Here is a 15,299-nt window from a genome sequence, read left to right on the forward strand (position 1 = left end):
GCTGTATCCTTCCCACTACTAGGGCGGATTAGGAACTTTCATCCATTAGCGACGTGCGCCGCAAGGCGCACACAAAAAAGAAGACAGAAATGATGTTACTAATACTCACATTCATTTCTGTCTTCTTTTTGTTATCTTTTCGTATATAAGCTTTTACTTTATAAAATCAGTTTTGCAGCTCCGCAGATACCTGCTTCATTTCCAAGCTTTGCAAGAGCAAACTGCACCTTTGCATTTGCAAAGAACATTCTCTCACGAAAATATTTTTCAATATACTGGAGAAGTACTTCGCCTGCCTTCGATACCCCTCCACCGATCACGATCACCGATGGATCAACTGCTGTTGCCAGATTGGCAAGTGCATATCCAAGATAGCGTCCAAACTCTTCGGCAATCTCCATTGCAACTGCATCGTTTGCCTTAACTGCATCAAAGACAGCTTTTGCCGTAATTTCTTCTTCGCGCAATATTGTCTCATCATCATTTTTCGCAAGCCTTTTCTTGGCAAGTCTTACTACACCTGTAGCAGATGCATACTGCTCCAGACATCCACGACCTCCACAGCCACACACTTCTGTCTCCTCATAATTTACACAGAGATGACCAATCTCTCCGCCTGCTCCATGAAATCCCCCTAAAATACGTCCGTCGACAATGATTCCTCCTCCGACTCCCGTTCCAAGTGTAACCATGATCAAATCCTTATTTCCCTGGCCTCCGCCTTTCCACATTTCTCCAAGCGCAGCTACATTTGCATCATTTCCAACCTTCACCTTGATTCCAGTCAGCTCTTCCAGCTCCGCCTTCACATTTTTATACTTCCATCCAAGATTTGCGCTTCCATTTACAATTCCATCTGCCACCGGAGCCGGTACCCCGACACCAATTCCAAGAATCTGCTCTTTCTTCATCTGATGTTCTTCCATTTTGGAAGCAATTGATTTTGCTACATCCGGAAGAATTGCTGCACCTTCATTCTCTGTATAGGTCTTAATCTCCCACTTATCCACGATTGTCCCGTTGAATTCAAATAGTCCTAACTTTACTGTTGTTCCTCCAATGTCCACTCCAAAGCAATAATTCATTTCTCTCGTCTCCTATTTTCTCTTTGTCAAATTCTCCTGCACACGCCTGTACAGTTCCTGTGCTGCATTATATCCCATCTGTTTTTGTCTATGATTTACAGATGCAGATTCTACTATGATCGCAAGATTTCTTCCTGGACGAATCGGGATGGAATGACATACAACACGGTTGCCAAGGAATTCTGTATACTCTTCTTCCAATCCTAACCGGTCATACTGTTTGTCCTTATTCCAGTCTTCCAGTGTGATCACAAGATCTATCGTCTGTGTCTCTTTTACACTCTGAACACCAAACAACGTCTTAACATCTACGATACCAATTCCTCGCAGTTCAATAAAATGTCTCGTGATATCCGGAGCAGTTCCAACCAATGTATCGTCACTGACTTTTCGAATCTCAACCACATCATCTGTCACAAGGCGGTGTCCTCTCTTAATCAGTTCCAGAGCAGCCTCGCTCTTTCCAATTCCGCTCTCGCCCATGATCAGCACACCGACACCGTAGACATCCACAAGTACACCGTGGATGGAAATACACGGGGCCAGTTCCACATTCAGCCACCGGATGATCTCCGCCATGAAAGAAGATGTCGTCTTGTCTGTCAGAAAAATCGGCACATCTTTTTCGACCGCAATTTCCAAAAATCTCTGATCTGGCATAAGATCTCTGCAGAAAATGATACAAGGCACTGGATAGGATAATAGTGACTGGTATACTTCTTCCTTTCTATCATCGCTGAGCTTTTGAAGATAGGTATACTCTACATATCCTACCACTTGTACTCTATCGGATTCAAAATGTTCAAAAAAGCCTGTGAGCTGTAGCGCCGGGCGGTTAATATCCGGCACATTGACTTCTTTTCCTAAAAGACCAATTTGCGGAGTCAGATTTTTTAAATTCATTTTCTCTGCAACTTTCTGTAACTCTACGCTTCCCATAATGCTCTCCTTCTTCATTCTTATTCTCTCCTTAGTATATCATCAATGGAAAAAGTTGTATACTTCATTTGCAGATTTTTCATTCATAGATGGAATTTCTTTTAATTCCTCTATCGTTGCCGCTTTGATCGCATCCAGGCTCATAAAATGCTTCATCAGCGCTTTCCTTCTTGCCGGCCCGATTCCCGGAATATCGTCAAGAATGGAATGTACCTGTCCCTGACTTCTCAGTTTTCTGTGAAATTCGATTGCAAACCGGTGTGCTTCATCCTGAATCCTCGTGATCAGACGAAATCCTTCTGAATTTCTGTCAATCCCAATCTCTTCATTATTGTAATATAGCCCTCTTGTCCTATGATGATCATCTTTCACCATCCCACATACCGGTATCACAATTCCCAGTTGATCCAGCACTTCTAATGCAATATTGACCTGTCCTTTTCCCCCGTCCATCATGATCAAGTCTGGAAATGTCTGGAATCCTCCGTGATCCTTCCCCTCTTCTCTCTCCCTCATTCCATGTTCGAACCTTCTCGTCAATACTTCCCGCATACTTGCATAGTCATCTGCACCCTGTACCCCTTTGATTTTAAATTTCCGGTAATCGTTTCGCTTCGGTTTCCCTTTCTCATACACGATCATAGAACCAACGGAATTAAATCCATTTGTGTTGGATATATCAAATGCCTCGATTCGTTTCACAGATGCAATTCCCAGCCATTTTTCAATCTCTTTTACCGCTCCGATCGTTCTTCCCTCTTCCCTCTTTAAGCGCTCCTTATCCGTACTCAAAACAAGCTGTGCATTCTTCTTCGCAAGTTCCACCAGCTTCTCCTTCTCCCCTTTTTTCGGCACACGAATGTGAACCCGATGCCCTCTTCTCTCAGACAGCCATTCCTCCAGCACCTCCTGGTCTTCGATTTCCTGCTGGATCATCAACTCTCGTGGCACATATGGCGTCCCCGCATAAAACTGTTTGATAAAACTTGTAAGAATCTCTGCCTTCGGCTCTCTGTCGGCAATCGTCATATAGAAATGATCTCTTCCGATCAGTCTTCCTCCCCGGATGAAAAACACTTGCACCACTGCATCCCGATCCTCCGTTGCCACCGCGAGAATATCTTTATCCTCCCCATCACTGTTCGTAATCTTTTGCTTCTGCGCAATCTGCTTTACACTGGCAAGCAGATCTCGATATTCCATTGCCTTCTCAAATTCCATCGCTTCTGATGCACATTCCATCTTTTCTTGAAGTTCTTTGAGGATAGGATCATATTTTCCGCTCAGAAATTCTACTGCTTTCTGCACCGATTCCCGATATGCTTCCTGACTAATATAATTTTGACACGGTGCATAGCATTGCTTAATGTGATAGTTCAGACATGGTCGCTCTTTCCCGATGTCTTTTGGCAAATTCCGGTTACAGCTCCTTATGTGGTACAGTTTTCTCAGCAGTTCAATCGTATCTTTCACTGCTCCTGCGCTTGTATATGGTCCGAAATACTTCGCCTTATCTTTTTTCATCTCTCTTGCAAACAGAATCCGCGGATATGCCTCCTCTATCGTCACTTTAATAAACGGATACGTCTTGTCATCCATCAGCATCGTATTATACTTCGGTCTGTGTTCCTTGATCAGATTGCATTCCAGTACAAGCGCCTCCAGCTCCGAATCTGTCACAATATATTCAAAGCGCGAAATATGTGTGACCATCTGCTCAATCTTCACTCCTTTATTCCTGCTTGCTTGAAAATACTGCCGTACACGATTCTTTAGGCTGATTGCTTTTCCCACATAAATAATATCATCTTTCTCATCATGCATCAGGTAGACTCCCGGTTTTGATGGAAGCTTTTTTAATTCCTCTTCTATATTAAACATTATTTTCTCCCTAATTTCATCTCTTTCCCTACAGTTGCATATATCGAATAAACGCATATGATTTTGATTCCACAAAATGTTTTTAACGCAAGAGGAGTGCCGAAAGGCACTCCTCTTTTCCACCACATCTGATCCATAGCTGTTTTCCCTGTGAACTTATGATTTCTATTTTCACTGACCATTATTAGCAATATCAGATACTCTTTATTTTTTTATATTAGTGGTCCTGCCCGCTCTCCTGTGCAGCATCCTCTTGTGCGGCACTCTCTTGTAGAGTATTTCTTTCTGCTTCGTTTTCTTCCGTGACATCCTCTTGTGCCACATCTGCTGTGGAAACTTCCTTCATTGAGATTCTAGCCTCTTTTTCCTGAGTACCGTCCTCGATTCCCTGAACTTTGTGAAAAATCTCCATGAATTCTTTTCCGGTAATCGTCTCTTTTTCAATCAAGAATGCTGCAATTTCATCCAGCGCCCTGCGATTCTCAGATAAAAGTCTCTTTGCCTCAGCATAAGCTTCTTTCAGAATTCTCATAACTTCTGTATCAATCTCTGCTGCTGTCGCCTCACCACAATTCATAACCGGACGTCCGTCCAAGTATCTGTTTTGAATAGACTCCAGACCGATCAGACCAAACTTCTCTGACATACCATACTGAGTGATCATCGCTCTGGCCACCTGTGTCGCCTTCTCGATATCGTTGGAAGCCCCAGTTGTAACTGTATCAAATACAATCTCTTCCGCAGCTCTTCCCCCGAGCATACCAACGAGCATTGCCTCCAGCTCCTTCTTTGTATTTAAGAACTTTTCTTCCTCTGGTGTATGCATAACATATCCAAGCGCTCCCATCGTTCTTGGTACAATCGTAATCTTCTGTACCGGCTCTGCATCTTTCTGAAGTGCACTGACGAGCGCATGACCTACTTCATGATATGAAACGATTCTTCTCTCCTCCGCATTCATGATACGGTCTTTCTTCTCTTTTCCGACAAGAACTACTTCTACTGCTTCAAACAGATCTTCCTGCGATACCACTTTTCTTCCATGCTTGACTGCATTGATCGCAGCCTCATTGATCATGTTTGCAAGATCTGAACCGACTGCCCCTGATGTTGCCAGTGCAATTGCTTCCAAATCGACTGTCTCATCCATTTTGACGTCCTTTGCATGAACTTTCAAAATGTCCACACGTCCTTTCAGATCCGGCTTATCTACGATGATCCGTCTATCAAAACGTCCCGGCCTTAATAGCGCCGGATCAAGGATCTCCGGACGGTTTGTCGCTGCAAGAATCAGCAGACCTTTGTCCGTGTCAAATCCATCCATCTCTGCAAGAAGCTGATTTAAAGTCTGTTCTCGCTCATCATTGCTTCCCATCGCATTATCTCTGCTCTTACCGATTGCATCAATCTCATCGATGAAAATAATACACGGAGCCATCGCCTGAGCTTCTTTGAATAAATCTCGCACTCTCGATGCACCTACACCGACATACATCTCTACAAATGCAGAACCTGACAGAGAGAAGAACGGTACTTTTGCTTCTCCCGCAACCGCTTTTGCAAGCAATGTCTTACCGGTTCCCGGAGGTCCTACAAGAAGCGCTCCTTTTGGAAGCTTTGCACCGATTCCGGTATATTTGCCTGGATTATGAAGAAAATCCACTACTTCCTGAAGTGATTCTTTCGCCTCATCTTCTCCTGCTACATCACGGAAGGTAACTCCGGTTTCCTTCTCTACATACATCTTTGCATTACTCTTTCCAATGCCCATCATTCCGCCGCTCTTGGACATCCGACGCATCAGGAAACTCAAACCGATCCAAATAAATGCGAATGGAAGTACAATACTGATCAGAATATTAAAAAGCATTGCTGAAGTCGAATCTGGAATCTCTGCCCCATACTTAACGCCCGCTTCATAGAGACGCTGTGAAAGATTCTCATCTTCTACTTTTCCAGTAAAATATTTTACTTTCAGCCCTGGAACTTTCTCCTCTTTCGGAGTAATTATAAGCTCATTGGCGCCGATCCGAACTTCTTCTACTTTACCGTCATCTACCATCTTCAGAAATTCACTGTACGCAATCTCCTTTGATGTGCTTTCTTCCATAAATTGATAAAGGCCAAGCACAATGACCGCCGCAATCAATGTTGTAATTATAATAATCCCAAAGCCCTGTTTGTTGTTCTTCTGGTTATTTTTGTTTTGGTTGTCCATTCTTTTCCTCCTAATTATCATCTCTTTTATTATAAGTATGGTCTCCTCATAAATCAATAAAAACATTGTGAAATCAGCACTGCATTTCTAAAACTTTTGTGAATTTCCCCATTGCACCTCCTGTTTCCCATTAGGAAATTTTTCTCCTTGCAAAACACAATTGTTTTATAGTATACTATTGACGTATGTTTATTATATACAACTTTTTAGTAACATTATAATATAAGAATGAGATAAAGGACTGAATGCGCTATGAAAATTGGATTTGACAACGATAAGTATCTGACCATGCAGTCAGAACATATCAGAAAAAGAATTGATCAATTTGACAACAAATTGTATCTGGAATTCGGTGGGAAATTATTTGACGACTATCATGCCTCCAGAGTACTTCCGGGATTCGCACCGGACAGCAAGCTGAAACTGCTTATGCAGTTATCCGATCAGGCCGAAATTGTCATTGTCATCAGTGCCGGTGACATCGAAAAAAATAAAGTCCGCGGAGATCTCGGAATCACCTACGACTCAGATGTACTCCGTCTGATTGAATCTTTCCGCGAGCAAGGACTCTTTGTCGGCAGTGTTGTGATCACTCAGTATACCGGTCAGAGCAGCGCCAATCTGTTTAAAACAAGACTGGAGAAGCTTGGCATCCGTGTATATATCCACTATGTGATCGAAGGTTACCCTTCTAACATTCCGCTGATCGTCAGTGACGAAGGTTATGGAAAGAACGATTACATCGAGACTTCCAGACCACTTGTAATCATCACAGCTCCTGGACCTGGAAGCGGGAAGATGGCAACCTGTCTCTCTCAGCTCTATCATGAGCATAAGCGTGGTGTCCGCGCCGGATATGCAAAATTTGAGACGTTCCCTATCTGGAACATTCCTTTAAAACATCCGGTCAATCTTGCCTATGAGGCTGCTACCGCTGATTTAAATGACGTCAATATGATCGACCCATTCCATCTGGAAGCCTACGGCATTACAACTGTCAATTATAATCGTGATGTGGAAATTTTCCCAGTGCTCAGTGCTATTTTCGAAAAAATATATGGAGAAAACCCTTACAAATCCCCGACAGATATGGGTGTAAATATGGCCGGAAACTGTATCTGTGACGATGAGGCGTGTCGTGATGCATCCAATCAGGAAATTATCCGCCGCTACTATCAGGCATTGAATGGGCTCGCAGAAGGAACTTCCACCGAAGAAGAAGTATTTAAGATTGAACTTCTGATGAAACAGGCGCATATTACAGTCAATGACCGTACCGTTGTAGATGCCGCACTGAAGCGTGCTGAAGAGACAGGTGCTCCTGCTGCCGCTTTAGAACTTCCTGATGGAAGTATCATTACCGGAAAAACAAGCAACCTTCTCGGAGCATCTGCTGCATTACTTTTAAATGCTCTGAAGAAGCTCGCCAGCATTGAGGATGAAGTGCACATCATTTCTCCATCTGCCATCGAACCGATCCAAAAACTGAAAACTTCCTATCTGGGAAGTAAAAATCCGCGCCTTCATACTGATGAAGTTCTGATTGCACTTTCCATCAGCGCCGCAACAAATGAAACCGCACAGCTTGCCTTAGATCAGATTCCAAAATTAAGAGGCTGTCAGGTTCATACATCCGTAATGCTCTCCGAAGTTGACGTCAAGCAATTCAAAAAGCTTTCCATCCAGCTGACTTCTGAAGCAAAATATGAGAACAAAAAACTTTATCATTAATTCTGAACAATAACTAAAACCCGTACGGTAAGATTCCTAAAAATCAGATTTTCAAGGATTTCTCCCTTACCGTACGGGTCTTTTCTATTTTCTTTTTAGTATCTGTTTATCATTGCTCTCCAACTCTGTTCTCTGCAATTATCCGAAATAGTTCTATGCACCTGTCTGCTCAAACTGAGAATTATAGAGATTTGCATAAAATCCACCTTTTTCCAACAGTTCTTCATGATTTCCCTGCTCTACGATATCTCCATCCTTCATAACAAGGATCAAATCCGCATCACGGATTGTAGACAATCTATGCGCGATGATAAAACTTGTTCTGCCCTTCATCAGATTATCCATAGCTTTCTGGATCCTGATTTCCGTTCTTGTATCCACTGAGCTAGTCGCCTCGTCTAAGATCAAAATCTTTGGATCTGCCAGAATCGCTCTTGCGATCGTAAGCAGCTGCTTTTGTCCCTGTGATACATTGCTTGCTTCCTCATTCAACTCCATATCATATCCATCTGGAAGGGTCTGCACAAACCGGTGTACATATGCTGCCTTTGCTGCCTCTACGACTTCTTCATCGGTCGCATCAAGCTTTCCATAGCGGATATTGTCTTTGATCGATCCATGGAACAGCCATGTATCTTGCAGCACCATTCCAAACATCTGTCGAAGTTCACTTCTGTTAAAATCTTTCAGATTATGTCCATCGATCAAAATTTCTCCACTGTTGACATCGTAAAATCTCATCAGAAGTTTGATCATTGTTGTCTTTCCTGCTCCGGTCGGTCCTACAATGGCAATTTTCTGTCCTTCCTTCACCTTTGCAGAGAAGTCATTGATAATTATACGATCTTCATTATATCCAAAATGAACATGTTTAAATTCTACATCTCCCTTCAATCCCTCTACGGAAACCGGATGCTCTGCAAACTGGTCTTCTTCCTCTTCTTCCAAAAATTCAAAAACTCTCTCAGAAGCTGCCGCTGTAGACTGTAACATATTGGCCACCTGTGCCACCTGTGTGATTGGCTGCGTAAAACTTCTTACATATTGGATAAAGGACTGGATATCTCCGACTTCAATCGCATCTTTGATTGCCAGATATCCACCTAAAATTGCTACTGCCACATATCCAAGATTTCCAATAAACTGCATGATCGGCATCATCATCCCCGAGAAAAACTGAGATTTCCATGCAGACTGATATAAAATTTCATTTGTCTCAGTAAACTCCCGGATGACATCATCTTCCTTGTTAAATGCTCTGACAATGCTGTGGCCTCCATAGACCTCCTCTACCTGTCCGTTGACATGTCCCAAATACTCTTGTTGATTCTTGAAGTGTTTCTGTGATTTCTTTACAATCGTGGAAATCAGGAGCATTGACACCGGAAGAATTAACAATGCTACAACAGTCATCAGAGGACTGATGCTGAGCATCATAACCAAAATACCTATGATCGTCGTAAAAGAAGTAATGATCTGTGTCGCACTCTGGTTCAAACTCTGACTTAATGTATCCACGTCATTGGTAACTCTGGAAAGCACCTCGCCGTGCGTCTTTGTATCAAAATAATTCATCGGCATACGGTTGATCTTCTCAGAAATTTCTTTTCTGAGTTTGTAAGTCAGCTTCTGGGACACTCCTGTCATAATAAATCCCTGAATAAAGGAGAACAGCGCACTCAACACATACAATCCTAACAGAAACAGAAGGATTTGCGTAATTTTGTCAAAATCAATTCCACTTCCACCTGACACTTTGCTTACAAGTCCATGAAAGATTTCTGTTGTGGCTTTTCCAAGAATCTTCGGTCCTACGATAGTGAATATCGTACTTCCGACTGCAAAAAGCATCACTGCAAATATTCCCAACTTATATGCGCTCATATATTTCAGGAGTTTCTTCATTGTGCCTTTGAAATCTTTTGCTTTCTCTCCGGCTCGCATGCCGCCCATATGGCCACCACCATGTCTTTGTCCTTTACTCATGCCTATCTGCCCCCTTCCTGTTCATCCTGATTAAGATCTCGTTCCAGTTCTTTTTCCGATAACTGAGATGCCGCAATCTGATAATATACATCACAATTTTTCAGCAATTCTTTGTGCGTTCCAATTCCCGCAACCTTTCCTTCATCCAGAACAATAATCTGATCTGCATGGAGGATCGTGCTGATTCTTTGTGCAACAATGATGACTGTGCTGTTCACAGTATGTTCTTTTAATGCTTTCCGCAATGTTACATCGGTCTTATAGTCCAAAGCAGAAAAACTATCGTCAAAAATAAATATCTTTGGATCTTTCGCAATTGCCCTTGCAATCGATAAACGTTGTTTCTGTCCACCAGAAACATTTCCTCCCCCCTGGGAGATTCTGCTGTCGTAACATTTTGGCTTCTCCTCAATGAATTCTGCTGCCTGAGCCACTTTTGCAGCCTCCATCATCGTCTCTTCACTTCCATCTGGATTCCCATACAAAATGTTGCTTGCAATGGTTCCTGAGAACAGAACTCCTTTCTGCGGCACATAGCCAAGCTGGTCTCTCAACTCATGCAGTGTTACATTTCGGATATCTTCCCCATCAATCGTAATTTTTCCTTCTGTCACATCATAAAATCTTGGAATCAGATTTACCATTGTAGATTTACCACTTCCGGTACTTCCGATGATCGCTGTCGTCTCACCCGGTTTTGCTGTAAAGGAAATATCATGCAGCACATCTTCCTCCGCACCCGGATACCGGAACGATACGTGGTTAAATTCTACCATCCCCTTGCCTTCTTTCAGATGTTTCGGCTGCTTCGGATCATTGATCAGCGTTGTACTTGTCAACACTTCATCCACACGCGTTGCAGAAACCGCCGCTCTCGGAAGCATGATTGAGATCATACAGATCATTAAGAATGCCATAATAATCTGCATTGTATATTGAATAAATGCCATCATATCTCCAACTTGCATCTGACCATCGTTAATTCCATTTGCACCTACCCATACAATCAGGATTGAGATTGCATTCATGATCAGCATCATCGTCGGCATCATAAAGGTCATAGCACGATTAACAAATAAGTTTGTGTTTGTCAAATCTTTGTTTGCCTGATCAAATCGCTCTTCCTCATGCTTTTCTGTACTGAACGCACGGATAACAGGTAATCCCGTAAGAATTTCTCTTGTAACAAGATTTAATCGGTCTACCAGATTTTGCAAGATCTTAAATTTCGGCATTGCTACAACAAATAAGACCATTACGACCATCGCAATCAGGACAACTGCAAGCCCGATGATCCAAGACATAGACACATTCGTATGGAATACTTTGAATACACCTCCCATTCCCATGATCGGTGCATAAAGTACCATTCGCAAAATCATCACCGTCAGCATCTGAATCTGCTGTATATCATTTGTGCTTCTCGTAATCAATGATGCAGTTGAAAACTTGTCAAATTCTCCATTTGAAAATTCTACCACCTTGCGGAATACTTTTCCTCGCAGATCTCGCCCTGTCGAAGCACCTACTTTGGATGCCAGGAATCCAACAATCATACTGACAATCATTCCAACCGCAGCAAGCGCCAGCATTTTTCCTCCTGTGCGCAACATATAACCGGTCTGAATCTTATCTGTATCCATTCCCAAGTTTTTATATGCTTCTTTGAGATAAATGGTCGCCGCCTGTTCCAACATCGTCTCCGGCATCTCATCGACCTTCTCTCCAATCTGAGTCACCATCTGCGCCCGCTGTTCTTCTGGCATCATGCCAAGCACATCAAAAACTGTTATGTCTTCGCTTAACATTTCTTTTGGGAGACTGGCAAACATCGCATCTGTCATTTCCTTTGTTTCCTCACTGTCTGATGAAAACACAGTCACAAGCATCATCGGTTTACTTAAGATTGCCCCGATTTTATCTGTTCTCTTCTCATTCTTCAAAATTCCATCCTTCAGCACATATGCATCAGACTCATAAGTATCTGTATCTCTTTCATACGCGTCTAGAACCGTCTTCTGATCCTTCTCAGAAACAAACAAAAATAATCTGTCCATATCTTCCACAGAAATCTGTTCTGGTATAGCCGTGTCAATTCCGCCCTGCTGGATACCGACATTTACAATGTCTGATGTATATCCCGGCAACGACAAGTCACAGTAAGCCTGAAGTACAAGAAACACAACAATCATCAGAATGGTTGCTGCATACGGCTTCATAAATTTAAATAATTTTCCCATTTTAATCTTCCTTTCTGCCCGCACTCTTTAAGTTGTCTCTCATCTGAAGCAAGAGTCTGCGAAAAAGCATTACTTCCTGCTCATTCATATTTGCAAACGCTTCCTGTTCCAACTGCTCCATCACAGTTTCCATCTTTGCCGCAATATTCTTTCCTTTCTCCGTAAGAAAAATTCTCATGATCCTCTGATCATTTTCATCCTGCTTCTTCTCTATATACGCTTCTGCTTCCAACTTCTTTAACATTACGGTAATCGAAGGAGGCTTTACACCGATATGTTTTGCCAGTTCCTTTTGTGCCATACCTCTGTGATCTTGATCTTTGCAATTCAACGCCCACAAAAGTCCCGCCTGTCCCGGATGTATATCTAACTCCTTAAACAGACAAATGCTTCTCTGCAAATACAGGTGCATCACATGACACATCAATAACTGTGTACTCTCTCCCATTCTGTCTCTCCTTTCTAAATTAGTTAATCGTTTAATTAATATTTTATTTTTCTATACAAAAAATGTCAATATCCATTCGTACTATTTATATTTTTTTAATATTTTTCACCGAAAATTTAATTAAATATTTAATTATTTTTAACTGTGAAGGTATAAGAAGAGAATCGTGTGATAGGCTTGTTGTCTGGTGACGATGATTATCCAATGTGTCGTAGACCCCTTGCTTTAGCTGTGGGGAATGTCAAGTCGGCACAATACAAAAACAGCTCTTATAGGGATATATTGTAATTTAAATTTTATGAACTACCACTTGCATTTTCTCTAACAAAAAATGGAAGTGGTTTCGTACCGCTTGCGCAAATACAAGCCCGCTCATGAGGGCTGCTATCCATTTCTGGAATACATGGTATTGTATTTTTTTACAATCATTTTATTTAGGAAGTGATAATCTGTTATACCTTCAAAAGCTGTTGGATATGCTTTTCTTAAAATATTGCCGGCACCATTTAAGTCGGCATTAATGAGCATCTGTTCTTTCGTGCAATATAGTCTGCCACTAACACGCTTACCTGAAAAAGAAGGTTTTTCCTGATCACCAACAACTGGGATTTTATCTCCATCAACAAGACTTGCTTTTGATGTGTAAGATTCTTCTTGTTCCATTACAAATAAGCCATTCGCTTCTGCTTTGTATTTGATGCAATAACTAAGCGTTGCGATAGGCATTTGAACAAAAATCTGGTTATTGCGGTATCCCAGATTACAGTTTTGTTTCCAATTCTTATTTTTATCAAGTACGATAGTTCGTATATCATTTTCGAGGCAAAATTTTACAACATCAGATGCAATTTTATGCAATGCATCATGAAAGAATTGATTCCTTTTACGATTCAATTGTTCCATACGCCTGGTATTCAACACCCCCGGTTGTTTTGCTTCTTTTGCTTCGTGTCCTTGCATCGCAATGGACTGATAGTACGAACGTTGCTTATTATACCATTGATTTTCTGCTTTTAATGCACCGCCTTTGTAGAGCATGCACTTTTGTGTATTGCTTACGAGAGCTACGATGTTTGAAATTCCAAAATCAATACCGCAAGCATTACCGTTTTCTGGTAATGGTTCTGTTGACTCAGTTTCATAAACACAGATTACAAGGAAATCACTATAATAAGGTCTTACACGTACCTCTTTCAAAGAGCCACTTACATAACCAATTGGAAGGTAGTCGCCATGAAAATGTGGAAACTTCAAATAGCATTTGCCATTGTTGTCGCGAATTACACAATCTTGATTTGTAAAATGTAACCCGGATACAGATCCTTTCTTTTTGTAATGTGGCATTTGTGGAGCACCAAGAAACATCGGTGATAATACCAGAATGATTGTACAAAAATGCATTCAAAACCGAGGAAGCAAAAATTAACCGCATTCACCCACGCTCATGCGAAGTATGCTATGGGCGTGGTACTCTGCTAAGTATTTATAGGCAGAGTAATTACACATTTGAGCTTCTGAAAGCAAAAATAAAAAATATTAAGAAATGTTTGTAGAAAAATATGATATACTGTGAAAAACGAAACATAGTAAATACGATGACAAAAGGAACGAAAGGAGATGTTCTATGAAACGCTGGAAACTAGTTGTTGTATTGTTTGTGATCATCACTTTAAGTAGCCCATTTTTATTTGATTACATATTAAAAGCAAAACGGAATCATTTCATTAAAGATACCTTTGGCTTTAATAAAAAAGAGTTTAAGGTTTTAAAAGAAACAGATAGTCACAGAGGTTTTCATGGCGATGGAGATTACGTTCTAATATTAGATTGCTCTGAAAATAAAGAAAAAGCATTGGAATATACAAAGGAATGGAAAATCCTTCCATTGACGGAAAATCTTCAGCTTTTAATGTATGGAGGTGAAAAAGAAGATCATTTTTATAATTATAATCTGGCTGATGCTTCAAATATTCCTGAAATTAAGAATGGATATTATTATTTTTATGATAGATATGCAAACAGCAAAGATACTAAAGATGACACGAATATATTTAGAGGTTCCTTCAATTTTTCTTTAGCACTATATGATTTAGATACGGATATAATGTATCTTTTAGAATTTGATACATAGCGGTTTACAACATTGGAATTGACACGTTTTGATAGGAACTAAAAACTATAAGAAGATTGAATTGGTAAAGGAGCTTGCGCACATGAAGAAATTTTTACCTTGGATACTAGCATCAGGGGGAATTATGTTGGGATTGCCTTGTCTTGCGGTTACCTTTCTAGAAGATGACAGCGGAATGGCAACTTGCCTTATTCTACTTTTTGCATTGAACCCTATTTACGCAATTTGTGCGGGAGTATATGCTGGTAAAGACATAAAAAAATTATGGGCATCACCAATTCTTACAGCGTTATTCTTTTTGGCTGGTACATGGTTGTTCTTTTGGTTGTTGAATCGTTTAAAAAGTATAGAGTTATCGTGCAGCTATTTCATTAGAACTGTGTTCCATACATTCATCCTGCAGGGATTACTACTCTTTAAAATTTAAAATAAAAAAAGCCTTAAAACAACAATTCTACGCTGTTCTTAAGGCTTTTCAAAGCAGGGGATGAGAGAATCGAACTCCCACCAAAAGTTTTGGAGACTCCTATCATACCATTTGACCAATCCCCTATATATTATTAATATACCTTCAAAATCACATACAGTCAACTACTTTTCTAAGTTTCTCTCTTCCATCCATTCTCCTATCACCACTTGG

Annotated in this window: 11 protein-coding genes and 1 tRNA gene; 3 read left to right on the forward strand and 9 right to left on the reverse strand. The window is 41.0% G+C overall.

The features are described 5' to 3' along the window. Positions 1-158 precede the first annotated feature (158 nt). The 4 genes from ACESPO_RS13150 to ftsH all read right to left on the reverse strand — a co-directional run bounded on the left by ACESPO_RS13150 (position 159) and on the right by ftsH (position 6,123). Entirely contained in the window at positions 159-1,085 is a 927-nt protein-coding gene (locus ACESPO_RS13150; RefSeq protein ID WP_016439406.1) for an ROK family glucokinase, read from the reverse strand. Positions 1,086-1,097: 12 nt separating this feature from the next. Then, positions 1,098-2,024, reverse strand: coding sequence for an HPr(Ser) kinase/phosphatase (gene hprK / locus ACESPO_RS13155; RefSeq protein ID WP_016439407.1), 927 nt, complete (start codon positions 2,022-2,024; stop codon positions 1,098-1,100). A 42-nt stretch (positions 2,025-2,066) separates the two neighbouring features. Further along, positions 2,067-3,905: an excinuclease ABC subunit UvrC gene (uvrC, locus tag ACESPO_RS13160; RefSeq protein WP_270196379.1), complete on the reverse strand. Its 1,839-nt coding sequence runs from the start codon at positions 3,903-3,905 to the stop codon at positions 2,067-2,069. Positions 3,906-4,122: 217 nt separating this feature from the next. Continuing rightward, positions 4,123-6,123, reverse strand: coding sequence for an ATP-dependent zinc metalloprotease FtsH (gene ftsH / locus ACESPO_RS13165; RefSeq protein ID WP_016439409.1), 2,001 nt, complete (start codon positions 6,121-6,123; stop codon positions 4,123-4,125). A 252-nt stretch (positions 6,124-6,375) separates the two neighbouring features. Here ftsH and ACESPO_RS13170 point away from each other — a divergent pair, with 252 nt between their 5' ends. Beyond that, positions 6,376-7,854 carry a DUF1846 domain-containing protein gene (locus tag ACESPO_RS13170; protein WP_336304671.1) on the forward strand — a complete coding sequence of 493 codons (1,479 nt, stop codon included), beginning with the start codon at positions 6,376-6,378 and terminating at the stop codon, positions 7,852-7,854. Positions 7,855-8,007: 153 nt separating this feature from the next. Here the strand turns inward: ACESPO_RS13170 and ACESPO_RS13175 are convergent, their stop codons facing one another. The 4 genes from ACESPO_RS13175 to ACESPO_RS13190 form a co-directional block, all read right to left on the reverse strand. Next, positions 8,008-9,840, reverse strand: coding sequence for an ABC transporter ATP-binding protein (locus tag ACESPO_RS13175; protein WP_016439410.1), 1,833 nt, complete (start codon positions 9,838-9,840; stop codon positions 8,008-8,010). A gap of 2 nt (positions 9,841-9,842) precedes the next feature. Continuing rightward, positions 9,843-12,080, reverse strand: coding sequence for an ABC transporter ATP-binding protein (locus ACESPO_RS13180; RefSeq protein ID WP_336304670.1), 2,238 nt, complete (start codon positions 12,078-12,080; stop codon positions 9,843-9,845). Position 12,081: 1 nt separating this feature from the next. After that, a complete protein-coding gene (locus tag ACESPO_RS13185; RefSeq protein WP_008976563.1) occupies positions 12,082-12,528 on the reverse strand; it encodes a MarR family winged helix-turn-helix transcriptional regulator in 447 nt (148 codons plus the stop codon). A gap of 384 nt (positions 12,529-12,912) precedes the next feature. Further along, positions 12,913-13,872 (reverse strand): RNA-guided endonuclease InsQ/TnpB family protein, encoded by a 960-nt coding sequence (locus ACESPO_RS13190; RefSeq protein WP_499788981.1) that lies wholly within the window; start codon positions 13,870-13,872, stop codon positions 12,913-12,915. A 280-nt stretch (positions 13,873-14,152) separates the two neighbouring features. Between ACESPO_RS13190 and ACESPO_RS13195 the strand changes: the two genes are divergently transcribed. Then, complete coding sequence (locus ACESPO_RS13195) at positions 14,153-14,659, forward strand: hypothetical protein (RefSeq protein ID WP_336304668.1); 507 nt, start codon at positions 14,153-14,155, stop codon at positions 14,657-14,659. A gap of 82 nt (positions 14,660-14,741) precedes the next feature. Then, positions 14,742-15,086 carry a hypothetical protein gene (locus ACESPO_RS13200; RefSeq protein WP_336304667.1) on the forward strand — a complete coding sequence of 115 codons (345 nt, stop codon included), beginning with the start codon at positions 14,742-14,744 and terminating at the stop codon, positions 15,084-15,086. Positions 15,087-15,140: 54 nt separating this feature from the next. Here the strand turns inward: ACESPO_RS13200 and ACESPO_RS13205 are convergent. Continuing rightward, positions 15,141-15,211, reverse strand: a tRNA-Trp gene (locus tag ACESPO_RS13205). Between the last annotated feature and the right edge of the window lie 88 nt (positions 15,212-15,299).

It is taken from the genome of Coprococcus sp. HPP0074 (genome assembly GCF_964238105.1).
Classification (GTDB): Bacteria; Bacillota; Clostridia; order Lachnospirales; family Lachnospiraceae; genus Faecalimonas; species Faecalimonas umbilicata.